The 22,717-nt window shown below is 72.0% G+C and carries 33 protein-coding genes and 1 tRNA gene; 4 read left to right on the top strand and 30 right to left on the bottom strand.

The genetic code is table 11. The annotated features are described in order from the left end of the window. Positions 1-131 precede the first annotated feature (131 nt). The 20 genes from HNR25_RS22880 to HNR25_RS22785 all read right to left on the bottom strand — a co-directional run bounded on the left by HNR25_RS22880 (position 132) and on the right by HNR25_RS22785 (position 10,690). On the bottom strand, positions 132-422 hold the full coding sequence (locus tag HNR25_RS22880) for a hypothetical protein (protein ID WP_184638596.1): 291 nt from the start codon (positions 420-422) through the stop codon (positions 132-134). Between the two features lie 37 nt (positions 423-459). Further along, on the bottom strand, positions 460-798 hold the full coding sequence (locus tag HNR25_RS22875; protein ID WP_184638593.1) for a hypothetical protein: 339 nt from the start codon (positions 796-798) through the stop codon (positions 460-462). Between the two features lie 183 nt (positions 799-981). Then, positions 982-1,701 carry a DNA-methyltransferase gene (locus tag HNR25_RS26675; RefSeq protein ID WP_184638591.1) on the bottom strand — a complete coding sequence of 240 codons (720 nt, stop codon included), beginning with the start codon at positions 1,699-1,701 and terminating at the stop codon, positions 982-984. Between the two features lie 174 nt (positions 1,702-1,875). Then, complete coding sequence (locus HNR25_RS22865) at positions 1,876-2,607, bottom strand: hypothetical protein (protein WP_184638589.1); 732 nt, start codon at positions 2,605-2,607, stop codon at positions 1,876-1,878. A 122-nt stretch (positions 2,608-2,729) separates the two neighbouring features. Further along, complete coding sequence (locus HNR25_RS22860) at positions 2,730-3,230, bottom strand: hypothetical protein (protein WP_184638587.1); 501 nt, start codon at positions 3,228-3,230, stop codon at positions 2,730-2,732. Between the two features lie 59 nt (positions 3,231-3,289). Beyond that, entirely contained in the window at positions 3,290-3,610 is a 321-nt protein-coding gene (locus tag HNR25_RS22855; RefSeq protein ID WP_184638585.1) for a hypothetical protein, read from the bottom strand. Between the two features lie 12 nt (positions 3,611-3,622). Next, on the bottom strand, positions 3,623-4,219 hold the full coding sequence (locus HNR25_RS22850; protein WP_184638583.1) for a hypothetical protein: 597 nt from the start codon (positions 4,217-4,219) through the stop codon (positions 3,623-3,625). Further along, positions 4,212-4,436, bottom strand: coding sequence for a hypothetical protein (locus HNR25_RS22845; RefSeq protein WP_184638581.1), 225 nt, complete (start codon positions 4,434-4,436; stop codon positions 4,212-4,214). The genes HNR25_RS22850 and HNR25_RS22845 overlap by 8 nt, the downstream gene beginning before the upstream one ends. After that, complete coding sequence (locus tag HNR25_RS22840; protein WP_184638579.1) at positions 4,433-4,639, bottom strand: hypothetical protein; 207 nt, start codon at positions 4,637-4,639, stop codon at positions 4,433-4,435. The genes HNR25_RS22845 and HNR25_RS22840 overlap by 4 nt, the downstream gene beginning before the upstream one ends. 18 nt (positions 4,640-4,657) lie before the next feature. Continuing rightward, entirely contained in the window at positions 4,658-4,918 is a 261-nt protein-coding gene (locus HNR25_RS22835; protein WP_184638577.1) for a hypothetical protein, read from the bottom strand. A gap of 74 nt (positions 4,919-4,992) precedes the next feature. Beyond that, positions 4,993-5,166: a hypothetical protein gene (locus HNR25_RS22830; RefSeq protein ID WP_184638575.1), complete on the bottom strand. Its 174-nt coding sequence runs from the start codon at positions 5,164-5,166 to the stop codon at positions 4,993-4,995. Further along, entirely contained in the window at positions 5,166-5,582 is a 417-nt protein-coding gene (locus tag HNR25_RS22825; RefSeq protein ID WP_184638573.1) for a hypothetical protein, read from the bottom strand. The genes HNR25_RS22830 and HNR25_RS22825 overlap by 1 nt, the downstream gene beginning before the upstream one ends. Then, positions 5,582-5,848, bottom strand: coding sequence for a hypothetical protein (locus tag HNR25_RS22820; RefSeq protein WP_184638571.1), 267 nt, complete (start codon positions 5,846-5,848; stop codon positions 5,582-5,584). Before HNR25_RS22820 ends, HNR25_RS22825 begins: the two co-directional genes overlap by 1 nt. Next, positions 5,845-6,081: a hypothetical protein gene (locus HNR25_RS22815; protein ID WP_184638569.1), complete on the bottom strand. Its 237-nt coding sequence runs from the start codon at positions 6,079-6,081 to the stop codon at positions 5,845-5,847. Before HNR25_RS22815 ends, HNR25_RS22820 begins: the two co-directional genes overlap by 4 nt. A 320-nt stretch (positions 6,082-6,401) precedes the next feature. Continuing rightward, on the bottom strand, positions 6,402-8,756 hold the full coding sequence (locus HNR25_RS22810) for a phage/plasmid primase, P4 family (protein ID WP_184638567.1): 2,355 nt from the start codon (positions 8,754-8,756) through the stop codon (positions 6,402-6,404). Then, positions 8,753-9,124 carry a hypothetical protein gene (locus HNR25_RS22805; RefSeq protein ID WP_184638565.1) on the bottom strand — a complete coding sequence of 124 codons (372 nt, stop codon included), beginning with the start codon at positions 9,122-9,124 and terminating at the stop codon, positions 8,753-8,755. Before HNR25_RS22805 ends, HNR25_RS22810 begins: the two co-directional genes overlap by 4 nt. Before the next feature lie 68 nt (positions 9,125-9,192). Next, a complete protein-coding gene (locus HNR25_RS22800) occupies positions 9,193-9,483 on the bottom strand; it encodes a hypothetical protein (protein WP_184638563.1) in 291 nt (96 codons plus the stop codon). Further along, a complete protein-coding gene (locus tag HNR25_RS22795; protein ID WP_184638561.1) occupies positions 9,480-9,932 on the bottom strand; it encodes a DUF6907 domain-containing protein in 453 nt (150 codons plus the stop codon). The genes HNR25_RS22800 and HNR25_RS22795 overlap by 4 nt, the downstream gene beginning before the upstream one ends. A 100-nt stretch (positions 9,933-10,032) precedes the next feature. Beyond that, the gene (locus HNR25_RS22790) at positions 10,033-10,299 is read right to left on the bottom strand and encodes a hypothetical protein (RefSeq protein ID WP_184638559.1); all 267 of its coding nucleotides are present in this window, start codon (positions 10,297-10,299) and stop codon (positions 10,033-10,035) included. Positions 10,300-10,456: 157 nt separating this feature from the next. Then, positions 10,457-10,690 carry a helix-turn-helix domain-containing protein gene (locus HNR25_RS22785; protein WP_184638557.1) on the bottom strand — a complete coding sequence of 78 codons (234 nt, stop codon included), beginning with the start codon at positions 10,688-10,690 and terminating at the stop codon, positions 10,457-10,459. A gap of 188 nt (positions 10,691-10,878) precedes the next feature. Between HNR25_RS22785 and HNR25_RS22780 the strand changes: the two genes are divergently transcribed. Beyond that, positions 10,879-11,313, top strand: a complete 435-nt coding sequence (locus tag HNR25_RS22780; protein WP_184638555.1) for a hypothetical protein — start codon at positions 10,879-10,881, stop codon at positions 11,311-11,313. A 204-nt stretch (positions 11,314-11,517) separates the two neighbouring features. Then, positions 11,518-11,688 carry a hypothetical protein gene (locus HNR25_RS22775; RefSeq protein WP_184638553.1) on the top strand — a complete coding sequence of 57 codons (171 nt, stop codon included), beginning with the start codon at positions 11,518-11,520 and terminating at the stop codon, positions 11,686-11,688. A 128-nt stretch (positions 11,689-11,816) separates the two neighbouring features. Here the strand turns inward: HNR25_RS22775 and HNR25_RS22770 are convergent, their stop codons facing one another. The 5 genes from HNR25_RS22770 to HNR25_RS22750 all read right to left on the bottom strand — a co-directional run bounded on the left by HNR25_RS22770 (position 11,817) and on the right by HNR25_RS22750 (position 14,684). Beyond that, entirely contained in the window at positions 11,817-12,791 is a 975-nt protein-coding gene (locus tag HNR25_RS22770; RefSeq protein WP_221457787.1) for a tyrosine-type recombinase/integrase, read from the bottom strand. A 124-nt stretch (positions 12,792-12,915) separates the two neighbouring features. Beyond that, a tRNA-Val gene (locus HNR25_RS22765) sits at positions 12,916-12,988 on the bottom strand. Between the two features lie 78 nt (positions 12,989-13,066). Beyond that, positions 13,067-13,528 carry a peroxiredoxin gene (locus HNR25_RS22760; protein ID WP_184638551.1) on the bottom strand — a complete coding sequence of 154 codons (462 nt, stop codon included), beginning with the start codon at positions 13,526-13,528 and terminating at the stop codon, positions 13,067-13,069. 130 nt (positions 13,529-13,658) lie between these two features. After that, positions 13,659-14,090, bottom strand: a complete 432-nt coding sequence (locus HNR25_RS22755; protein ID WP_184638550.1) for a DUF3052 domain-containing protein — start codon at positions 14,088-14,090, stop codon at positions 13,659-13,661. Between the two features lie 180 nt (positions 14,091-14,270). Then, positions 14,271-14,684, bottom strand: a complete 414-nt coding sequence (locus HNR25_RS22750) for a secondary thiamine-phosphate synthase enzyme YjbQ (RefSeq protein WP_184638548.1) — start codon at positions 14,682-14,684, stop codon at positions 14,271-14,273. 165 nt (positions 14,685-14,849) lie between these two features. Here HNR25_RS22750 and HNR25_RS22745 point away from each other — a divergent pair, with 165 nt between their 5' ends. Then, positions 14,850-16,748 (top strand): DUF7800 domain-containing protein, encoded by a 1,899-nt coding sequence (locus HNR25_RS22745; RefSeq protein WP_184638546.1) that lies wholly within the window; start codon positions 14,850-14,852, stop codon positions 16,746-16,748. A gap of 182 nt (positions 16,749-16,930) precedes the next feature. Here the strand turns inward: HNR25_RS22745 and HNR25_RS22740 are convergent, their stop codons facing one another. The 4 genes from HNR25_RS22740 to HNR25_RS22725 all read right to left on the bottom strand — a co-directional run bounded on the left by HNR25_RS22740 (position 16,931) and on the right by HNR25_RS22725 (position 20,700). Next, the gene (locus HNR25_RS22740; protein ID WP_184638544.1) at positions 16,931-17,785 is read right to left on the bottom strand and encodes a 5-oxoprolinase subunit C family protein; all 855 of its coding nucleotides are present in this window, start codon (positions 17,783-17,785) and stop codon (positions 16,931-16,933) included. Continuing rightward, positions 17,772-18,455 carry a 5-oxoprolinase subunit B family protein gene (locus tag HNR25_RS22735; protein ID WP_184638542.1) on the bottom strand — a complete coding sequence of 228 codons (684 nt, stop codon included), beginning with the start codon at positions 18,453-18,455 and terminating at the stop codon, positions 17,772-17,774. Before HNR25_RS22735 ends, HNR25_RS22740 begins: the two co-directional genes overlap by 14 nt. A 106-nt stretch (positions 18,456-18,561) precedes the next feature. Then, complete coding sequence (locus HNR25_RS22730) at positions 18,562-19,329, bottom strand: LamB/YcsF family protein (RefSeq protein ID WP_184638539.1); 768 nt, start codon at positions 19,327-19,329, stop codon at positions 18,562-18,564. Positions 19,330-19,455: 126 nt separating this feature from the next. Beyond that, positions 19,456-20,700 carry an NRAMP family divalent metal transporter gene (locus HNR25_RS22725; protein WP_184638537.1) on the bottom strand — a complete coding sequence of 415 codons (1,245 nt, stop codon included), beginning with the start codon at positions 20,698-20,700 and terminating at the stop codon, positions 19,456-19,458. A gap of 217 nt (positions 20,701-20,917) precedes the next feature. On the opposite strand from HNR25_RS22725, the gene HNR25_RS22720 reads away from it, so the two are divergent. Continuing rightward, entirely contained in the window at positions 20,918-21,619 is a 702-nt protein-coding gene (locus HNR25_RS22720; protein WP_312862697.1) for a GntR family transcriptional regulator, read from the top strand. Between the two features lie 78 nt (positions 21,620-21,697). Here the strand turns inward: HNR25_RS22720 and HNR25_RS22715 are convergent, their stop codons facing one another. Next, complete coding sequence (locus HNR25_RS22715; protein ID WP_184638532.1) at positions 21,698-22,552, bottom strand: hypothetical protein; 855 nt, start codon at positions 22,550-22,552, stop codon at positions 21,698-21,700. Between the last annotated feature and the right edge of the window lie 165 nt (positions 22,553-22,717).

Below are 22,717 nucleotides of genomic sequence, written 5' to 3'. Positions count from 1 at the left end.
TTCGAGCGGCGTTGCCACGGGGGGCGCTGGTGATCGGCGCACCTCCCCCTCTCGGTGGCTACCTCCGGGCAGGGGTGGCCGGCGGTGTCCCGGTACCCGCACCGGGTGGGGGCGGCGTAGGGCATGGGGCATCACCCCTCGGCGGGGGCGTCCCCGGGGTCGACCCGCTCCGCCTCCCCCGTGGTGTTGCGGGCGGTGGTGGGGGCGCCCCAGACGGGCAGGCGCCGCTCACCCTCGGCGGGGGCCTGCTCGCGGGTGGCCTTGCCGACGTGGGCCAGGCGCTGCCAGAGGGGGCGGTGCTTGTGCTTGCTGGGCTCGCGGACGGTGGCGGACACGGCGACGGACATGCCGGTGCGCAGCGCCTCCAGCTCCTCAGCGGTGAGGGTGACCGTGTGCGTGGTCGTGGTCTCCAGCTCAGCCATGATCGGCTCTCCTCGTGCGCAGGTTGGCTGAGCGGGCTCAGCGGGGGAAGGTGAACGCCTGGAACGACAGATCGGCGCTGGTGATGTCGATGTGGATCTCGCGGCCGTAGACGCCTTCGGGCAGGCCGCCGATGTAGCGGGTCTCACCGAAGGGCACCGAGACGGTGCGGTCGGCGACGTCCTGGCCGTCGACGGTGGCCTGGGTGACGAGGGTGACGTCCTGGGCGGTGTCGACGGAGCTGTTCGACACGACGAGGACGGTGCGCCCGGACGTGTTGGCGACGGCGTGGCCGTTGGCGGGGTCGCCGGTGACCTCGGCGGCGCCGGCGACGCCGTCGCGGGTGATGGTGGTGACGGGGATGTCGACGCGCGGCATGGCGGGCTCCCTGGTGATGTGTCGGATCGTGGTGTGCGGTGGTGCGGCGTGGCCGCCCCGGGGTTTCCACGCCCAGGGCGGCCGGCGCCCGCACGCCTCCCAGCACCGCGCTGGGCCTGTAGGGCCCCGGCCAGCTCGACGCAGCTCCCCCTCTGCGGAGCCAGGCCGGGACGGTGGGGTGTCTTACGCGGCTGCGATCTGGCGGGCGATGGCCTCGGCCCGCTGGATGCGCTCGACGGCGGTGCGGGCGTAGGTCTCCTCGGCCTCGACGAGGTAGGCGCGGCGGCCGGCGAGGATCGCGGCGACGCCGGTCGAGCCGGACCCGGCGAAGGGGTCGAGCACCAGCTCGCCACGGGTGGTGCTGGACTCGACGAGCTGGACCATGAGGGCGATGGGTTTCTCGGTGGGGTGTCGGGTGCTGCTCTTGCGGGGCGTGGTGATGACGCTGCCCTGGCGTAGGCGGGCGGCCAGGCGACCGCCGCCTTGCGCCCGGCCCACCTTCGACGGGCAGTAGACGCCGAACGTGAACACCTCGTGCTCGGGGCCCCACGGCAATGACAGGTTGCCGAGGCCGACGTGGCGCTTGTCCCAGATGAGTTCTACGGTGCCGCCGAGGCGTAGGGGGCCAGCGAGCTGGTCGGGGCGGTAGCCGAACACGTAGACGTGGCGCTTTTCGCGGAGTCGGCGCCGAGTCCAGGCAGCGAGCACGGCGGGGACGTCGAGCGTGCCGTCGTCGCCGAGGAGCTCGGGCCACGCTTGGGCGCGGTGACCGGACTGCCAGCGGACGCCGTAGGGCGGGTCGGTGGCGAGGAGGTCGGCGACGGGTGCGGCGTCGATGATGTGGGGGTCGGTGGCATCGGCGCGGACGACGGTGGCGAGGTCGGACTGGTGGAGGGTGGGCATCGTCCGCTCCTCGATTGAGGGGAGTGTCCGAGTGCAGCGGTCGTGTCCGGACACGACAAAGGCCCGGCGAGCGGGGCTCGAACCGGGCCTGAGTCTGTTTCTGGGCATGACGAGAACACCGTCTCGGCTGCACCTGTGGATAACTCTAACCAGCGGTGATCATCAGCGCAAACCTCACGCCCCGAGCCGCTTCGCCAGCCACTCCCACTCGGCGTCAGGCCAGGCGGGCTTGCCGAAGAGCCACGTGCCGCAGTCGGCCGGCGGCGGCTCGCACGCGTCGGACTCGCACACGATCAGCGGGTTCCCGGCGACCAGGCGCACCACCAGCGTGCGCTCCCCGCCGACGGGCGCTTCGGCCGTGCGCCCGTGGCACCAGGCGCACACGGTGGACAGCACCTGGCCGTCGACGATCTCCGACAGCGACCGCTCCAAGGTGCGCCGCATGCGCGCCGCGGCGGCCTGGGCGTCGTCGAGGACGCCGGGGTCGGCGTCGGCGGCCGCGGCCAGGTGCGCGGCGGCGTAGGCGAGCAGGCGGTCCAGGGCCTCGAAGTCGTAGGCGGTGCTGGGCGGGTCGGGCTCGACGATGCCCGTGGCCGCGTTGATGCCGGCGGCCGTCTCGGTGGCCTCGGCCAGCACCTGGGCGAGGTCGTCGAGGACGGCGACGTGCATCGGCGCCCGGCTCGCGCCGAGGACGGCCAGGGGCTGCTCCTGGCGTTCGGTGCGGGCGAGCTCGTCGGCGCGCCGGCGGGCGGTGCGGCTGAGGGGGCGCCGGGTGCGGCGTCGCCGGGTTCCGGGCAGGCGCATCTGGTGGAGGTCGGGCCAGGACTCTGCGATCCAGGTGAGGTCGGCGACGGTTCCGGTGATGCGGTCGGCCCGGTCGGCGGTGTGGACGGCGTCGCATGTCATGAGGTCCCCCGGGTGGTCGTGCTGATGGTGAACGGGGCGCCGGGGGTACACGGCAGCATGTACCCCCGGCGGGGATCAGTGGGTGGTCCGTGCTGCGAGGTGGCGGGCGAGATCGACCACGGTCACCGGGCACCTCCCGCGCGCAGCAGGCCGCGGACCCATTCGGCGTCGGACTCGGCGACGTGGGCGCCGGCGGAACGCATGACGATGATCTGGGTGGGCTGGCCGTCGCCGTCGCGGGCGGGACTGACGTAGGCGTGCCACGGTTCGGTGCCACCGGTGGGCGGGGTGTGGCCGTCGGGGCAGTGGATGCACGGCGCGTCCGCAGTTGTCTCGGTGTCGGCGAAGGCGGAAGCGTTCAGCTCGGCGGCCAGGGTGCTCAGCGCATCGGCGATCGTGGCGCGGACCTCACGGGATCCGGCGCCCGCGGGCACGTAGGCAGCAGCGACCTCGTAGGTGGCGCCGCGGCCGACGGCGAGCCGGATAGGCACGACGACGGGCGGGGCGCTAGCGGGGGTCAGCGTCACGCGGGCAAGGTCGCCGGCGAGGCGGCCTCGGTTGCTGGCGTGGCGCATCTCGCGGAACAGGCCGGCGATGGCGGCGAAGGGGTGGCGGGTGGGCATGCGATCGTCCTTTCTGGGGTGGTGCCGGGCGGCGGGTAGCCGCCCGGCGCGCGGGCGGGTCAGGCGGCGATGCGCAGGTGGAGCTTGCGGTACCACCACCGCCACGCCGCGGCGGTGGGGATGGCGTAGTCCTGGACGATGTCGTCGTCGCCGTTCAGCACGTCCAGCACCGCGTAGGCGTCCCGCATGCGCTCGGTGGCGGGGCGGACGAGCCCGCACGCGGCGGCCTGGCGGAGCAACTGGTTGATCTGGCGCCATCCTTGGGTGGGCTCGGCGATGGTGTAGGCGCGCACCTGGTCGTCGCCGATGGTTCGGATCGCGGTGAGCGCGGCGGCGTCGGGGTGAAGCTCGGGCAATCCTTTGCTGGCGAGTGTGGGCACTGGGGGCTCCTCTCAGGCGGCGGCCGGCTGGTGGGCGTGGTCGTACATGCGGATGCCGGTGTCCACCGCGAGGCAGGCCCGGACGAAGTTCGGGGTGTAGTCGGAGCAGTCCCATTCCTCCCACCCGGTGATTTCGTAGCCCCGGTGGCAGAAGTCGTTGAGGGCGCCCATGGCGGAGTGGGGGTTGTCGAGGGCCACGGTCCAGTCGTCGGTGATGACTCGGCGGACCGCGCGTCCGATCCCGCGGGGCGCGAACCCGCACCGGATGTCCTCGGACACGTGCTCGAACAGCTGCTGGCGGAACCGGTCCTCGGACCACTCCCGCACCTGGTGGCGTCCGGCCTTCTCTGCCCAGTAGTCGTAGTTCGGGCCGGACCCGTTGGAGGACCGGAACAGGGTGAACATGTCCTCCGGGGAGGCGTGGAACGTGATCCCGTCCAGGTCGCCGGACACGGCCAGGTGGTGGGGCCAGGTGATCAGGTCGAACCGGTACAGGGATGTGTCGGGGCGGGCGAACCGCACGTGCCGATACACCCCGTGCTCGTGGAGGATGGTCATCTCGTGGTCGCGGGTGTCGTTGGCGAACATGCGGGTCATCTGGTCAATCAACGGGGGTCTCCTCGGTGGTGGTGCGGGCGGTGCCGGTGTAGCGGGCGTCCCGCCCGGTGAACGTGATCTCGTCGTCCCGCGACAGCACGGACTCGGCGTCGTAGACCAGGGCGTCATAGGAGCTGGCGCGCACGTCGCAGAAGCCGACGCGGCGGCCGTTGCGGTAGATCGACATGCGCAGTTCCCATTCGCCGTCGCGGTCGAGCGGGTGGGTCACGGCGCCTCCTCGGGCAGCCCTCCGGGCCACCGGTAGTTGTGGGGGCCGACGTGGCCGGCGGGGCGCACGCACGGCTGGCCGTCGACGTCGGCGCCGCACAGACTGGCCTTGATCGTGTGGAGGACACCGGCGATGCCCTGCACGAACTCGGCGCGGGCCTGGTTGATCTGCTCGGCGAGAGCCGCTTTGGTCTTCTGGTCCATCGGTTCGTCCTTCCGCGGTTACGGGGCGGCCTTGGCGGCCAGGTAGTCGATGGATTCCTTCAGGGAGGGCTCGTAGCCCAAGGCGGCGGCGACCTCCTTGCGGACGCGCCGGCCGCGCTTGACCCACGGCTCGGGAACCTTCAGCGAGCCTGCGTCGGGGCCGCCCTGGCGCTGCCACTTGGCGCGGACGGTGTCGGCGGGCAGGTCCATGAGCAGCGCCATGCCGTCGAGGGAGATCATGGGTTCGCCGTCGATGAGGCTGTAGTACTTGTCGTTCATGGGGTCGGCCTTCCGTGTGGTTGGGTGGGGCCGGGCCGCCCTGGCAGGAACAGGGCGGCCCTTCGCGTGGTCGGTCACGTGCGGGTGCGCTTGCGGTGGTCGGCGATCAACGCCATGACCTCGGCGGCGTGGCGCTGGCAGACCTGGATGGCCTTGGGATCGGGGTCGAGGGCTTCGCCGGTGCAGCGGTCACCCTTGGCGTTGGTCATGCGGCACTGGGCGCGGGCGGGTTCGGTCGTGGTGGACATCAGGCAGCTCCGGTGAGGATTGCGACGGTCAGGGCGATCTCGCCGAGGGCGACGGTCAGCGCGACCAGGCAGAAGATTCGCCAGGTCCACGGCAGCGGGTAGGGGCCCAGGTCCACCTGGTTGCGCCCATCCGCGCGGACGACCGGCTCGGGCACGTCGACCTCGACGTGGGTGATGAACACATAGGCCGGGGTCCGGCCGATCCGTTCGGGCGGGTCGAGGATGAGCGTGACCTCGATGCGGTCGCCTTCGATGTGGGCGCGGGTGTAGGTGCGGCCGGGTTCGGTGTCGAAGCCGGCGCCGAGCACCTGGCCGTCGGGCTCGACGATGACGGGCCGGGTGTCGGTGGTGTGGCCGTCGGCGGTGGCCAGCCGCATGCGGCCGGCGGCGGGCAGTGCCGTGGCGAGGTCGGGCATCAGGTCTCCTCGGCGAGCTCGGCGGGCGTGTCGGGCACGTGGAACAGGCATCCCTCGGTGTGCGGGATGGCCACCTGGGCGACGGTCGGGTGCAGGCACCGCTCGCACCGAGGGCGGAGCCGACCGTCGGTGCGCACGCCCCACATGGCGGCCTGTATGTCGCGTTCGACTCGGGCGGCCCAGCGGCCGACGAGGACCTTGACGGTGACGACGAAGGCCAGGCCGAGGGCGGCGCCGGTGGTGCCGAGCGCGGTTGCGGTGATCATGGGTGGGTCTCCTTCTCGGTGTTCTCGGCGAGCTGGTCGATGAGCTGCTCGGCGGCGGCGCGGATCTCGTCGCCGAGGTGCGCCTGGGCGAGGGCCTTCTTGGCGCCGGCCACGGTCGTGGTGGAGCCGAGGACGACGGCGGCGCATCCGGCGGCCCGGCGCTGGAGCCCGCGGCCGTTGGCGTTGGCCGTGTCGACGGCGGCTGCGGCCAGGTCGCGGTTCGGGAGGGGCATGCGGTGATCCCTTCGGTCTTCAGTCGGGGCAGGCGGGGGTGGCAGGCGGGGGTGGACTCAATCCCGCCTGGTGGTGTTTTCGCTGGTGAGCCTCCAAGTTGGGCAGTCGCACAGGCGGGGTAGGCGGGGTGGATCCGACATTGTTTTGGTCACTGGCGCACTGGGGGTCTCTGCCAGGAAAGGGACTTCATGCGCGCGGAGTTTTCGGGAATCACCCCGCCTACCCCGCCTGATTGGGTCCTGACCTGCGGTGATCCTGCCGAGAACCCCGCCTGAAACCCCGCCTCCAACCCCGCCTGATCGGGGAGTAACCCCGCCTGTCATCGGCCCCATGAGGCCCCCTCGTCTTCCTCAGTGGCGGCCAGACCGACGTTGATGTAGAAGGACTTGCTGTTGGACCGGACGCTGTCGATGCCGTGGCCGCGCAGCTCCTTGCCGAGCGACATGGAGTTCACCGGTTCCAGGCCCTCGCTGCGGCACCACTTCTCGTATTCGCTGCGCAGCGTGTCCTTGAGGACCTTCACGAGCTTCCCGCCGCCGACGTGGCAGCACTCCTCCAGGAACCGCTTCACGGTGTCCTGGTCGCGCTGGTATTCGGCGGTGGCGTCGATGACCGACTGCGGCGTCTGCAGGCCGCCCTGGTAGTACTCGACAGCGCCTTGCACGATCCAGGCCATGAGGGCGTCGCCGTGGTCGCGCACCAGCCGGTTCTGCAGGTCCGGGATCTGCTGCTCCTCCGGCACCTTGTGCAGGAACGGGATCTCGCGCGCCCTGCGCCAGAACGAGCGGCCGCCGGACTCGACCTTGGGCCGGTGGTTGCCCATCAGCCACAGCGTGTGCGCGGGCTCGAAGCTGAAGCTCTTGCCGTACATCTGGCGCCCGGTGAGGGTGTCGCCGCCGGTCAGCTCCTTGACCTTGCCCTCGTCGAACTTGTCGGCCTCGTTGGTCTCGGAGACGAGCACGAACCGGCGGCCGGCGAGGTTCGCGATCTCCTCTGGGTGGGGGTCGTGGGCGCGCACCGATAGGAACCCGCGCTTGGCCTTGCCCGCGTATTCGCCCAGGATCTTGTAGAGCGCTTCGAGGAAGACTCCTTTACCGTTGCCGCCGTCGCCGTAGCAGAACGGGAGCACGTGGTCGCGGACCTCACCGACGGCGGAGTATCCGGCCAGGCGGCACATGTAGGAGACCAGCTCGGCGTCGCCAGGGAAGGTCACCTCCAGGAACCGGGTCCACATGGAGGCGTCGGCGCACGCGTCGGGCGTGGCCGCGGCGATCCGGGTGTGGAGCTTGGCCGGGTCGTGGGGCAGGAGCTTGCCGGTGCGCAGGTCGACGATGCCGCCGGGCGTGTTCAGCTCCCAGGGGTGGGCGTCGAGCTGCTCGGGCTCGACCACCACCTTCGGGTCGCCCTGGGCGAGGGCGACAGCGGCGTCGATGCCGCCGCGCGAGCACGCGCGGTTCTTCGCCCGCACGGCGTCCTTATCGTCCTCGGGCAGGCTCCGGGCGATGGTGCGCACGAGCTGGCGGATCGGTCCGGAGTCGGCGCACTCGCGCCACCGCTGCCCGTCCCAGGCGAGCCAGTACCCGAACTTGGGGCAGTAGCGCACGACGTCGCCGTACTGGGAGACGAGGACGGTAGCGAGCCAGTCGTCGGTGAAGCGCAGCGGCGAGGGCCCGTCCTCGGCGTCGGGTTCGACGGCGGTGAGCCCGGGGCCGGAGGTGGTGATGCCGGCGGATTGGAGGATCTCGTCGGCTGAGGGCGGGCCGTCGTCAGTCGGGGCTTCGGTCACTGCTGCCCCCTGCGCAGGCCGCTGCCGATGGTGCCGTGGGCGGGGGTCGCGGCCGGCGTCGCCGGGTTTGATCCCGATGCTGGTGGCGGCATCGAACAGGGCGGCGTGGGCCTGGTCCTCGGTGACTTCGCCGCGGGCGACCATCTCTCCCGCTCGGCAGGCGCTCCAATGGAGCACGTTGTTGCCGTTGCCTTCGGGGGCTTCCAGCACCTTGGTGACCAGACCTTTGATGCGGGCGTGGGCGAGGTGACCGGGCAGCCGGCCGAGGTCGACGGCGGGCCGCGGAGGCACCGTGGGCGGACGGAGCCCGTCGACGAGGGCGCGCGGCGGGGTGGCGAGGGGGACCGACCAGTCGATCCACCGGTACCGCTCGCCGGTGCGCGGGTGCACCGATGGTGGTGCTACGACGTAGGCGCCGTCGGACTTGCTGTCGACCTTGTGCCCGACTTTCCCGGCGCCGGACATGACGTGCCCGCCGGGGTGCCGGTAGACGAGGTGGTATCCGCCGGAGCCGGTACGGGCGCTCAGCGTGCGCGGCAGGATCCCTTCGGCGATCAGCTCGCGCATGGTGGCGACGCCTTCGGGCCCGTCCACGTCGACGACCATGATCCCGCTGGGCGCCCCGGTGCGGACCGCGAGGCAACGGCGGGGATCCACCATGAACATGGCGTCGACGCGGTCCTCGTCGGCCGTCGCGGCGTAGAACCCGTGGCAGGCCAGGCAGTCGCAGCGCTCCTTGGCTTCTGGGGTGGTGCAGGCGACATCGCAGGCGTCGCAGTTGCGCAGCGGCTTCTTCGACGCGGAGAGCGCGAACGCCTTCCACTCGCGCGCGAGATACGCCATGGCGTGACTGCGGGTCGAGGTGTCGCCGGGGGCGAGGGTGGTCAACGGTCACCCCCGCGGCGCTCGCTGCGGGCGACGGCGTCGTACTCGGCGGCCAGCACCGGGTCGGGCTGGGCAGAGCGTTCGAGGCGGCGTTTCTCCTCGTCGACGGCGTGGCCGATGGCGGCGGTGATGTCGGAGACGACGTTGCCGGGCGCGTAGACGGTGATCTCACGCGCGCGGAGCAGAAGGTCCCCTACGGCACCGAAGGCGCACGGGCTGATGAAGCGGACGTCGCCGACGACGTGCACGTCGAGCGGCACCCCTTTGGGCATGCCGGCGACGCTGCGCATGGCGGCGTCGGCGACGGCCTGATCGGTGATTGCCCCGTTGGTCGCGCCGACGGTCATCGTGGCGCGTGCGTTGATCTGCATTTCTCTCCCCCTGGTTGTTGAAGTCCGGCCAGTGGCCGGACCCGCGCACGGCGGGCCCGGCGCACGGATCAGCCCGGGGGAGCTGTGGGCCGCACCTGGAAGTGTTCGGCGGCGAGCTGGCGGAGCTGGACGGGGTCGACCTCGAAGGTGTCGACGTACACCAGCGCGTAGCAGTGGATGCGGCCGCTGTGCTGGGTGGTCACCGTCATGACGTCGGGCGAGGCGAGGTCGCAGAAGCTCGGTTCGTAGATCGCCGTGACGCCGATGGGGCCCGGTGCGGTGCCGCAGTCGAGGATGGACTGGCGTGTGCCGTCGGGTAGGTCCTGGTGCAACCAGTCGGCAGATGTGGTGAGGTTCACCGGGCACCTCCGTCCTCGGCCAGGGAGAGCAGGTGAGTCAGTCCGGCGGCGAGTTCGCGCGCCTCTGCGAGCGTCAGCTTCAGATCGCGTTCCTTGCCGTCGATGTCGGCGACCAGGGCGACGCGCGGGGCCGCTTCGAGGTGGTGCTGGCGCAGGCTGGCCGCGAGCTGCACCGGTTCGATGCCCAGCTCGTCGCGGTTGACGTGGGGATCGGCCTCCTGCGTGGTCAGCTGCAGGGTCACGTCGAAGTCGCTGAGGTGCAGCGCGTCGTGGATGGTGTCGTGCGGGCGGTGGAAGCCGCCGCACCAGTGCGGGCAGGGACTGGTCAGCCAGTACGGAAGGTCGCTGACCTGGTTCTCCAAGGTCATGACGCGCGGCTGCACAGCGGGCTGTGAGGCCGAGGCCGATCCCTCTACGGCTGTGGCGGGGTTGCTACTCTGGGAGTGCATCGTCTGCGGATTCCTTTCGTTGGGACTCTGATCTGCGGACACGGCCCTCGTCTGGCTGCCACCAGGCGGGGGCGTTTTCCGTGTGGGCCGCTGCGCGGGCTCAGGCCGCGTCATCGCGGGCCGCCTTCTTCTTGCGGGACTTCGCCGACGCCTGAGCCAGCCGGAGCATGTACGCCCGGTGGGCGGCCTCGGCGGCTTTCACTCGCTCCTGGTGGTCGGTGATCTCCGCGTCCACCCGCGCGAGGTGGTACTCGAAGCACGCCGGCGAGTTCTCGCGGGCCCGCTTGGTGCGAGCGGCGCGGTCGCTGGTGCGCGACCAGGACTCCAGGGCTCCGATGCGGCCGTTCGCCGCGTGTTGGGCAGCCATTAGGCACCTCCTCTGATCAGGACAAGGTGGGGTTGGGGGGCCGCGGTCATGCGCTGGCATCCGCAGTTGCGGCAGTGGGAGCGCCAGGGCTCGTTGGCTGATCCGCATTCGCAGTGCCACAGGTCGCCGCGGGGCGGGTGGTCCGCCGCGGGCTCGGTCACGATGCGGCCGCCATGGGCTCGCGGGGATGAGTGCTGATCGATGCCGGGTCGACCTGAAGGAACAGGCAGCAGAGGCGGAACACCTCGGCACTGGGCTGAGTTCGCCCGGCTTCGATGCTGTAGATGAGGCTGGCCGAGCGGCCGACGGCACGGGCGAGGGCGGCGACAGGGATGCCGCGGCTCTCGCGGACCTGGCGGAACTTCGTTCCGTCGATCGTCTGAGTGATCATGCCGCCGAGGCTACCGAACTTTCTAGTGTTTTGTAGTCCTACCCATCAGTAACATGGCGAACTTTCTAGAGAGTTAGCCTCTATCGCGCTTTGACCTGCGGAAACGCGGAACGTGACTCGGTGAAGATCACGTGAACTTCGGCGCGAAAGTTGGACTATGTTCGCGAAAGTTGGCTAGCATGCCCGCCATGCCCGAGCACCCCATGGAGCACCCCAAGGGACGCACCCGCTTGGCCCACGCCGTCGAACGCCGCATCGATGAGATGGGGCTCGACTACGTCGACGTGGCTCGCGAAGCAGGGTTCACCGTCGAAACACTCATAAAGATCCGCAAGGGCACGAAGGTCGCGACGCGCACCTACAGGAAATTGGAAGCCGGACTCGGATGGGCGACCTACTCGGTCGACCGGGTCATGGAGGGTCGCGACCCCGAACGAGCGCCCCAGCTAATAACAGGAACCCGGACGGTCGACGATGAGCCAGCGAAAATCAGCTATGCCCCGATCGAAGAGCAACTTCAGGACCTCACCCCGGAGGAGCAGCAGAGCCTGATCGACTATCTGGCCGACGTCGCCGAACTACATCTCCGGCGACAGCGCGGTGATGGGCCCGAACGATCTTGATAACCCCGCTCGTCGCACCCGGGGCCCGGCCAAATTGAGGTCATTGACGTGTAAGATCCCCTCCAACCCATAAAGGGACGTCAGCAACTCGCTGAACACCAGCTCGAAGGAGGGCCGGTGGTAGAAGAAGACGGGGACACCATCCCCCTGGTGTGCATCCTGCCGGTAGGAGGGAATCGGCAGGATGCACCCGCAGCGTCGATCATGCACCGAGAGAATCCCACCGACTCGGTGATCATGATTAACTCCCGGTCCACAAGGGCGGACATCCGTTCCTCCCTGCTGGCCCTCCAACTGAACGAGGGCCAGTTGGCGGCCGTGTCCGGCTATCTGAATCCCGGCGAGGAGTCCTCGCCGGGCATGCAGACGGCCTGACACTTCGGACCGGCCCGACGCAAAGAAGGCTCCTCTCCCTGCCGGAGAGGAGCCTTCTTCTGCCTGGTTTTCTACAGCCGGTCCAACTTCGGCGCCGACTTCTCGTTACCCAACTTGGACAAGGAGTTCTATTGCCCCTCGCCCATGATGCGGTCATAGCCGCGGCGGGCGCGGGAGGCCGCCGCCGAGCGGCCGTAGCGCCGAAGCATCATGGGGCTATTCCAGCCGTTCAGCTCCATCAGGTCACCCTCAGCTCCCCCGCGGTCGAGCCACGTGTGCGAGAAGTAGTGCCTGAACTTGTGCGGGTTCAGCGTTCCCAGGCCTGCCTCGGCCGCGCGGCGCTGCACGATCTGCTGGATGCCCGAAGGTGTCACCGCGCCCTTCAGCCCGATCCACACCGCTGAAAGCTGCGCGTTGGGCTGCTTGGCCCGCACCCGCAAGTACTTGTCCAGCGCGCGGGCGGCCTCATAGGAGTACTTCACCGTGCGGGTGCGCCGCCCCTTGCCCGTGACGGTGGCCTCGCGCTCCAGTGCGGAGACGTCGTCGATCTGGAGGCCGGCGAGCTCCTGCAGCCGGATGCCGGTGTCGCGCAGCATCAGCATGATGGCCATGTCCCGGCGCGAGCGGAAGTCCTTGCCCGTGACGGTGGCGAACAGCGCGCTCATCTCGTCCTCGGTGAGCACCGGCACGGGCTTGTCGACGACCTTGGGCGGCTTCATGCCGAGCATCGGGTTCGGCACTTCCTCGTCCTCGGCGAACCACTTGAAGAACGCCTGCAGCGCCCGGTACTGGTTCGATACGTAGGAGTCGGAGTAGCCGCGCTCGAACAGGTGCGCGCACCAGCCTTGGACGTGCTTGCGCTGCACGCGCTCCCAGTCGTCGACGGCGTCGAAGGTGAACTCGGGGGCGATGTCCTCGACGGGCGGCCGGCCGCCGGTGGCCAGGTATTCGGCGGCGAACCACTGGGTAGCCTCACGGTAGATGGAGACGGTCTTCTGGCCGCGCCCGATGGAGCGCAGGTACAGGACGAAGGACTCGATGTGCGCCGAGAGGCCGGGAGGAGGGTTGAGATGGCGAGCGTGGCGAGCTTGGGTGCGACCCATAGTTTGATCCTCTGGTCACGGTGTAGCCAACAGTTCCGGGCTGTCGCTCACTCCATCCTGCCTCACATCGGCGACGAAAAACGCCCCCCGACCTGGGCGGTCGGAGGGCGTTCCGTGTATCCGGTGGGCGCGAGAGGACTCGAACCTCCGACCACCCGCTTGTAAGGCGGGGGCTCTACCAACTGAGCTACACGCCCGGATGTGTGGTCGTGCCGATCCGGTGACAGGGAAATCGTACCGGCTCCGCGCGGTGGTGGGGGCGCTCCGGCGGTGATTCAGGCCAGTTCGCACAGGGCCTTGCGGTAGTCGTCGACGTCACGGGCCTCCGAGATCGGATTGACGACCCGCCAGCGGACGGCGCCGCCGGTGTCGATGACGAAGGTCGCGCGCACCGCCACGCCCCGGGCGTCGTCGAAGACCCCGTAGGACCGGGCGACACCGCCGTGCGGCCAGAAGTCCGACAGCAGGGGGAACTCCAGGCTCTCCTGCTCGGCCCAGACGCGGTGGGCGAACATGGAGTCGACCGAAACCGTCAGAAGCTGGACCCGGTCGTTGACGAGATCGGGCGCGGCCTCGCGCAGCGCGACGAGCTCGCCCCGGCACACCCCGGAGAACGCCAGCGGGTAGAAGACCAGGACGACATTCCTGCGACCGGCGAAATCGGCCAGGCGCACGGTCTGGCCGTGCTGGTCGGACAGTTCGAAGTCCGGTGCGGTCTGGCCGGGCTCGATCGGCATCGGCGCCCCCTTGTGCAGCGTGCGGGCACGGGTCGTGTGCCGCCCGCCGCTGCCGGCGGACGGCACACTTGCGGGCCACCCTAGGGCAATCCGCGCCGCCTGTGCCGTCGCGGCCGGGGACGGGACCTGCTCAGCGCGGCACCTTCGGCGCGACGAGCAGGGTGCCCGACCAGTTCGGGCCCGCGCTCACGGCGCTGGTCTGCGAAAGTCCGGCCGTGGAGGACGCTTCGGAAACCTCGCTCGGCGAGACGTGGCCGTCCCGGCCGGGCTTGGGGGTCAGCACCAGGATGATGCCCCCGCCCTCGACGGCGCTGAGGACGTCGACCAGGACATCGGTGAGGTCGTCCTCCTCGTCGCTCCGCCACCACAGCAGCGCGGAGTCGACGGCGCCGTCGTAATCCTCGTCGACCAGCTCCTCGCCGGTGCGCTCGGCGATCGAGGCGCGCAGCTCCTCGTCCACGTCATCGTCGAACAAGAATTCCTGCACCACCTGACCCGGTTTGAATCCGAGTCGATCGGCCAGGCCACGTTCGCTTTGTGCCTGGCCCGCGGTCGCGCTCACGAAAGTCCTCCTCCACAAGTTCTACTGTTCGCGCCGATCCCGCCCTGTCGGCGGGTCGATCGTGCGCGGTCCCCTTATCACCGGGGCGACCCCGCTGTTGAGGGCTAAGTTCACACGCTGGGGACCTGATCCGTCAACGCGCCTGCGCCCTGAGGTGTACTGCTCTTCCCATCCTGGCCCCTATCCCGCACCCGTCAAGAACGAGAGGCGGACATGCCTGGTCGGATTGTCGATGTTGGTGTCGACCAGCGCGATGGACTGCCATGTTCCCAGCTCCATTCGGCCGCCGACCACCGGTACCGTGGCGTACGGCGGGACGAGGGCCGGAAGCACGTGGTCGCGGCCGTGGCCGGGGCTGCCGTGCCGGTGCCGCCACCGGTCGTCTTTCGGCACCAGGTCCCCCAGCAGTGCAAGCAGGTCCCGGTCGGAGCCCGCGCCCAGCTCCATGATCGCCACACCGGCCGTCGCGTGGGGCACGAACACGTTCAGCAGGCCGTCGCCGCCGTCCTCGGAGACGAACTCCCGGCACATGCCGGTGATATCGGTGATGCTCTCGGCCCCGCCTGTGCGCAGGTCGAGAAGTTTTGTCCGCATGCCGCAACGCGTACCCACTCCGCGGCCCCCTCCAACCTCCACAGGCCCCGGATCGGCGGTGGCCGCCTGCGGCCGCGGCCGCCATACTCGAATACGCACAGTCCGTCCCGGGCGGGGCACTTCCGCGCGGCGAACCGGCGGACGACGTCGAACAAGGGGGAACCGGTGGGAAACGGCCTGCGCCTGGGCCCGCTGCTGCGCCATGTGACGGAGACGACCGCGACGGTCTGGGTCGAGACCGAACGGCCGTGCGAGGTCGCCGTCGACGCCGGCGGGCACACCGCGCGCTCCCGCACGTTCACCGTGCACGGGCACCACTACGCGCTGTGCGACCTGCGCGGCTTGTCCCCCGGCACGGCGCTGCCCTACGAGGTGCGCATCGACGGTGCGGCCGTCTGGCCCCAACCGGACGCGCCGCACCCGCCGAGCCTGATCCGCACCCTCGACGCGTCCTCGCCGAGCCGGATCCTCTTCGGCTCCTGCCACACCCCCTCGGACCATTCGCGCGCAGCCGTGCTGCGGTACGGCGTGGACATGCTGCGCGCCTACGCGCTGCGCCTGGCCGGGACGCGCGGCGGGCCCGACGCCGGCGGCTCCGGCCGTGCCCGGGGCGGCGAGGGCGGCCCCGCACCGGAGCACGAAGCCGATCCGTCGCTGCTGCTGCTCATCGGCGACCAGGTCTACGCCGACGAGCTGCAGCCGCGCATGACGGAGTTCCTCGCCCGCCGCCGGGCTCAGGCCGACAGCCGGGCCGCCGGCCACGCCCCGCCGCCCGACGAAGTCGTCTCGTTCGACGAGTACGCCGAGCTGTACCGCCAGGCCTGGTCGGACCCCGACATCCGGTGGCTGCTGTCGACGGTGCCCACCCTGATGCTGTTCGACGACCACGACATCCGCGACGACTGGAACACGTCGGGCACCTGGCGCGAGCAGATGTCGCACAACCCGTGGTGGCGTCCGCGCATCACCTCCGGGCTGGGCGCCTACTGGGTCTATCAGCATCTGGGCAACCTCTCCCCCGACGAACGGGCCGCCGACCCCGTCTTCGCCGAGGTTGCCCGGACCGGGGCCGGCACGGCCTCCGCCCTTTCTCCCGAGCCGGAGCGGGACCCGCCGTCCCACGGGGTCGCGCCCGCGCGCGAGGGAGGACACGGGACCGGTGGAACACCGGGCGGGTCCGGTGCGGCCCCGCCTTCCGGGGGCGGCGACGGCGCCGCGATCGTCGACGCGTTCGCGTGGCGCGCCCACCGGGACGCCCAGAGCTACAGGTGGAGTTTCCGCTTCGACATCGGCCGCAGCCGCCTGCTGATGGTCGACACCCGCTGCGGCCGCGTCGTCGACGACGACACCCGGCGCCGCATCCTCGACTCCGACGAGGCCGCATGGCTGGACGAGCAGCTCACCGGCGACGTCGACCACCTCGTGGTGGCCAGCACCCTGCCCTTCCTGCTGCCGCCGGGCGTGCACCACCTCGAATCCTGGAACGAGGCGGTATGCGCCGGAGCGTGGGGGCAGGCGCTGCGCGGCCCCGGCGAGAAGCTCCGCCAGGAGATCGACCTGGAGCATTGGGCGGCGTTCCAGGCGTCGTTCCGGTCGGTCGGCGACTCCCTGCTGCGGGTGGCCCGCGGTGAGCGCGGCGCGCCTCCCGCCGGCGTGCTGCTCCTCGGCGGCGACGTCCACTTCTCCTACCTCGCGCGGGCGCGCGCCGCCGACGGTGCGCGGGGTGCCGCGTCCGACATCACCCAGCTGGTGTGCTCACCGATGTGCAACCGGATGCCGCCGGCCCTGCGCCGTCTGACGTGGCTGAGCGCCCGCGCCGTCACCGGTCTGGTCGGATCCCTGATGGCGCGCGCCGCGGGTGTGGCCCGGCCCCGGCTGCGCTGGCGCCTGGAGGGCGGCCCCTGGTACGACAACGCCCTGGCGACCCTGGTGCTGGATGGCCGCAGCGCCGACGTGGTGTGGTCGCACTCGCCGCTGGCCAAGCGCGCGGTGCAGCGGTTGACCCCCAGCGAGGCTCCGCGGCCGCGCGTGCGCGAGCTCGGGCGCCACACGCTGGCGCCCTGAGAGGACCCCTCGGGTATCCGGCCGGCCGGGGCGGTCCGGTCCCCCTGCGCAGGTCGCCGGGGAAGGAGAGGGCCGCGGGAATCCGGCGCTGCGGGCGGCGGGGGCGGGCACGAGCGCTGGCACGGGCTCCCGGTTCGCTCTCCGCCGGGCACGGCCGCACCCGCGGGCGCTCCGGGCAACCGTCACCGGTGGAACCGCACCGCGGTGCCCGGGCGGGCCTGGGCCGCGCGGGCGACGTCGTCGGCGGTGACGACCGCGATCACGGGGTAGCCGCCCGTCACGGGGTGGTCGGCCAGAAACAGCACCGGCCGCCCTTCGGGCGGGACCTGGAGCGATCCGGGAACCATCCCCTCGCTGGGCAGCTCGCCGCCGGACCGCCGCGCCAGCGGCGGCCCGGACAGGCGCGCTCCGATGCGGTCGCTGCGGTCGGTGACCTCGTAGGCCGAGGCGAGCAGGACCGCGAGCGCGTCGTCGCGGAACCAGTCGTCGCGCGGTCCGGGAACGATCCGCAGGCTCAGCTCCCCCGCTGGGAGGGGGCGGGAGGGCACCCAGTCGGCGGTCGGCATCGCGCGCGGCGGCGGACCGACCGTCAGCACCGTGCCGGGCTCGGGCGGCGGCGGTCCGAGGCCGGCCAGCGTGTCGGTGCTGCGCGAGTCCAGGACCGGCGGCACGTCCACCCCGCCCCGCACCGCCACGTAGCTGCGCAGACCGCTCGTGGGGGTGCCGAGGCGCAACCGGGCGCCGTCGGCCAGGTGAAGGACGGTGTCGGGAGCGGCGCCGCGGCCGTCGACGGTGACGGGGCAGGTCGCGCCGGTAACGGCCGCGGTGACCGCTCCGCGCGCCCGCAGCACGAGCCCGCCCATGGTCACCTCCAGCGCCGCGGCGCCTTCGTGGTTGGCGAGCAGCCGGTTGGCCAGAGCGTAGGAGGCGGCGTCGGCGGCTCCGGACCCGCCGACGCCCAGCGCGGCGTGCCCGCGGCGGCCGCCGTCCTGCACGGTGGTCAGCGCGCCGGTGCGCACCACTTCAACTGCCGGCATCGGTTCGGGTGCCTCCTTCGCGGTGCGCGCGCCGCCCGCCGCCGGGACCGCGGCGCGGTGCGGGGGGTTCCTCGGTGAAGCGCACCCGGACTCCGGGGCGCAGCAGTGCGGGCGGGTCGCGGTCCAGGTCCCAGGTCACCAGCTCGGTGCTGCCCAGCAGCTGCCAGCCGCCCGGCGAGGCGCGCGGGTAGATCCCGCTGAACTCCCCCGCGAGCGCCACGGCCCCCGCGGGCACGCGGGTGCGCGCCTCCCCGCGGCGGGGCACGTGCAGCCGGGGGTCGTCGCCGACGAGGTAGCCGAACCCGGGGGCGAATCCGCAGAAGGCCACCGCCCATTCCGCGCCGGTGTGGGCGCGGACCACCTCGCGCTCGGTGAGTCCGGTCAGTTCGGCGATGCCGGCGAGGTCGCGCCCGTCGTACTGGACGGGCACCTCCAGTTCGCCGGCTGCGGCGCGGCCGCCGGGCCGCGGACGCAGCCGACCGACGGCGGCGGCCACCGCGTCGGGGTCGCCGCCGGGGGCGATGCGCAGCAGCACGGTACGGGCCGCGGGGACGATGTCGCCGACCCCCTCGGGCGGGTCCTCGGCCAGGGCGGCGTGCAGCGCCATGACCTCGCCGAGGTCGGCGACTTCCACCAGGACGCCGGAGTCGGCGCACCTCAGCACCCGCACGCCGCCGCTCCCTCCGTCGTCTGCGCTGCGGGGACCGGTTCTCCTGCGCGCCCGGTCCGCCCGGCCGTTCCCGCCGGTCCGGCCACCGCATCGCGCACGCGGGCCCTCATCGCCGGGCCCCGGTGAAGGGCGCCGTGTCGACGCCGGCGGCGCGCAGCCGCCGGGCGAGCGTACGGGCGATCTCCACGGCGCCGGGGCTGTCGCCGTGCACGCACAGCGATTCGGCGCCGATGCGCACCGGCGTCCCGTCGATCGCGGCGACGGGTTCGCCGCGCACCACGGCCAGGCAGCGCCGGGCGATCTCGTCGGCGTCGTGCAGCACCGCGCCCGGCTCCCGCCGGGGGACGAGGGTCCCTTCGGGGGTGTAGGCGCGGTCGGCGAAGGCCTCGGGAACGGTGCCCAGCCCGGCCTGTTCGGCCCGGCGCAGCCACACCGACCCGGGCAGGCCCAGCACGGGCAGGCCGGGGTCATAGAGCGCCACCGCCTCGGCGACGGCCGCGGCCTGGTCTTCGTGGTGCACGATGGCGTTGTAGAGGGCGCCGTGGGGTTTGACGTAGCGCACGCGCTCGCCTGCCGCATGCGCCATCGCCTCCAGCGCACCGATCTGGTACAGCACGTCGTCGGTCAACTCGGCCGGGGCCATGTCGATGAACCGGCGGCCGAATCCGGCGAGGTCGCGGTAGCCGACCTGGGCGCCGATGGCCACGCCCCGTTCGGCGGCCTGGGCGCAGGCCCGGCGCAGCACCGTGGGGTCTCCGGCGTGGAATCCGCAGGCCACATTGGCGCTGGTGACGATGGACAGCAGTGCCGTGTCGTCGCCGAGGCTCCAGTTGCCGAAACTCTCGCCCAGGTCGGCGTTGAGGTCGATGCGCAAGCCGGTTCCGTTCCTTTCCGTCGGTGTGCGGCGGTCCGCCGCCTGCCGCACCGCTACCCGCTGCGCGGCCGCGCCGCCCGTCTGAGCGCACGCGTGAGCCGCCCGGCCGGGCGGCGGGGGCGGACGTCAGCTCCACAGGTCGGCGATGCCGCCCAGCGAGTTGGCTGCGATGTAGACCGTCACCAGCCAGGCCAGGACGCCGATCGCCAGCAGCCAGGCCGGATAGGGGTAGCCGTGCAGCAGGTCGCGCCGGTGCCGTGCGGCCACCCACAGCATGACGCCCAGGCCGGCCGGCAGGATCAGGCCGTTGAGGGCGCCGGCCAGGATGAGCAGTGTCTGGGGAGCTTGGCCCAGCCCCAGGTAGAGCGCGGTGCACAGCGCGATGAACCCGGCCACGAGCCAGTTGCGGTTGCGCGTGAGCCCGGCGGAGAACGTGGAGACGAACGAGACGGAGGTGTAGGAGGCGCCGATGACGGAACTGATGGCCGCGGCCCACATGATCAGGCCGAACAGGCGCTTTCCGGTGTCGCCGGCGGCCGCGGCGAAGGCGGCGGCCGGCGGGTTGGGCGCGTCGAGGACGGCGGCCCCGCCGGTGACGACCCCCAGCACCGCCAGGAACAGCAGGACCCGCATGATGCCGGTGACGACGATCCCCACGACCGAGGTGCGGGTGACGGCGTCGACGTTGCGGATCCCGCCCTGGCCGCTGTCGACGAGGCGGTGGGCCCCGGCGTAGGTGATGTAGCCGCCGACGGTGCCGCCGATGAGGGTGACGGTGGCCAGGAAGAGGTCGCCGCCGACATCGCCGGGCAGTACCGCCTGGCGCAGGGCCTCGCCCGCGGGCGGGCGGGACACGAACGCGACGTAGAGCGTCAGGCCGATCATCAGCACGCCCAGCCCGACGAGGATGCGGTCCAGGGCCACGCCCGCGCCGCGCAGCAGGAACAGTGCCACGGCGACGGCGGCCGACAGCGCGCCGCCCGCTTTCATGTCGACGCCCGCCAGGGCGTCCAGTCCCAGCGCGGTTCCGGCGATGTTTCCGACGTTGAACACGATCCCGCCGAAGACGATGAGGGCGGAGAGCAGGTATCCGGCCCCGGGCAGCACCTTGTTGGCCAGGTCTTGGGCGCGGGTCTCGGTGACGCCGATGACGCGCCAGACGTTGAGTTGGACGGCGATGTCGACCAGGACCGACACCAGGATCGCGAAGGCGAACGCCGCGCCCAGCCGGGCGGTGAAGTCGGTGGTCTGGGTGATGAAGCCGGGGCCGATGGCGCTGGTGGCCATCAGGAACATGGCGCCGAGCAGGCTGCTGCTCAGCACGCGCGGGGTGCGCCGGGGCGTGCGAGCGGCCGCGGGGGTCTCGCTCATGCGGGGCCTCCAGGGGACGGGGCTGAAGGTGTGGGGCTCTTCGCGTGCGACACCCCTCAGTGGAATTGTTGAACAATACTCCAATGTGATGGGTTCCGCCACAGGGTGCGGGCGAATGCCGCCTACCCCGCGTCCGAGCCGGCGGACGGAGTACGGCGGCTCCGGCGCATCGGGGACAATGGGCGCAGGGCCGAGGCAGAAGGAGGGGGAAACGGGCGTGACCGCCGCCGGCGACTGGATCGACGACCTTCCCGAGGCCGGGGACGAACTGGAGCGTTCCAGCACGGCCGAGCGCGTCGCGGACCTCCTCCGGGGCCACATCATCAACGGCGCGATGGCGCCGGGAGCGCGGCTGTCGGAGGAGCGGCTCGGACGCAAATTCCGGGTCTCGCGCAACACCCTGCGCGAGGCCTTCCGCCTGCTGGGCCACGAGCGGCTGCTCGTCCACGAGTTCAACCGCGGCGTCTTCGTGGCCAAGCCCGGCGCAGCGGACGTCGCGGACCTGTTCCGGATGCGCCGGGCGCTGGAGCTGACCGCGGTGCGCTCGGGTGCGCAGGCGGCCGCCGGGGCCCTCGGCGCCGTCGGCGCAGCGGTCGAGCAAGGGGAAGCCGCGCGCGCCCGCGGCGACTGGGAGGGCATCGGCACCGCCAACATGGCCTACCACCGCGCGGTCGCGGGCCTGCTGGGAAGCCCGCGCGCCGACGAGACCATGCGCCAACTGCTGGCCGAACTACGCCTGGCCTTCCACGTGATGGCGGCCCCGCGCGACTTCTACGCGCCCTACCTCGACCGCAACCGCGTGATCTACGATCTGCTGTCCGCCGGCTCCGGGGCATCGGCGGCGCGGGAGCTGGAGGACTACTTCGACCTCGCCGAGCACCAGTTGGTCCAGGCGTTCGCGGCGACCCCCCGCAGCTGACCCGCCGGGCCCCGGCGGGCGCCCTGCGGCCGCGCGCCGGCGGTCCCGCCGGGCAGCGGCCCGCCGACGCCGAACGGGTCAGTTCTTGGCTTTGGGGCGGTTGCCGCCCGAGCGCGACGCAGGACCTTTGCGCCGGTTCGACCGCGGCTGGCGCGGCACGGGACGCGGCCCCGTGGCGGCGCTGCCGGATCCGCCGGCCAGGCCGGGGACGATACCGCCCGGCTCGTCCTGCGGCTCCTCGCCGGTCGCCCCGGTGCGCTCGGACGCGCCGGCGCCACCGGCTGCGGCGCCGGCCGCGGAGTCCTCGCCGGCGGCTGCGGCGCCGGAGGCCGCAGCGGTCTGCCGGGTCGCGCGCTTCTGCTGCCAGGTGCGGTAGCGCGCGGCCAGCGCCGTGGCGACGGGCCACTCCACCGGAGCGGGCTGGGCCAGCGCCGCCCAGAGGTAGGCGCGGGTCCCCCAGGCCTCCATCGCCCGCCGGGCGCGGGTGATGGTGAAGAAGGTCGGTGCCGCCAGCAGCAGCTGGGGCCAGGCCAGGGCGAGCGTCACCAGCAGCGGAAGCAGGCCGCCCCCGGCGAGAGCGGCCCCGGCGCCTACGGCGACCGGGGTCAGCGCCAGCGCGATGCGCAGGGAGGCGATCTGGCGGAAGCGGTGCAGGGACCGGCGCACCGAGGCTTCGGCCGAGAGGCCTTCGGGCAGCGGCGTGGGCTGGACCATCAGCGCCAGCAGCAGCGAGGCCACGGCCACGGAGCCGGCGAGCAGGATGGTCCATCCGGGAGCGGACAGGCGGCCGCCGACCATGAGCCCGGCCAGAACGAGGACGGGCAGCGGCGTCGGTACGAAGAACAGGACCTGGCGCAGGAGCTGGCCGGACTCGGTCGGACGTCTCAGCGCCGCCGAAACTCTGCTCAACTGCTTCCTGACGCGACCGGTCATCACTGCTGTGGCACCCCCAAACTCGTGCTGCGGCTTCTGTGCGAGCGGGGCCGTCCGGTGAACCCGCCATCGCTGTCGAACAGAGACGCTGCGCGCCACGGAACCCCCCGTCCACCCGCCCCGCCCCTCGAACAAGGCGCCGCGGTTCTCCGCGTCGGCCCTGCG

The organism is Streptomonospora salina, from assembly GCF_014204715.1.
GTDB classification, from domain to species: Bacteria; Actinomycetota; Actinomycetes; order Streptosporangiales; family Streptosporangiaceae; genus Streptomonospora; species Streptomonospora salina.
Note: the sequence above shows the minus strand (reverse complement) of the source record. Positions and strands in the feature narration are given on the sequence as shown.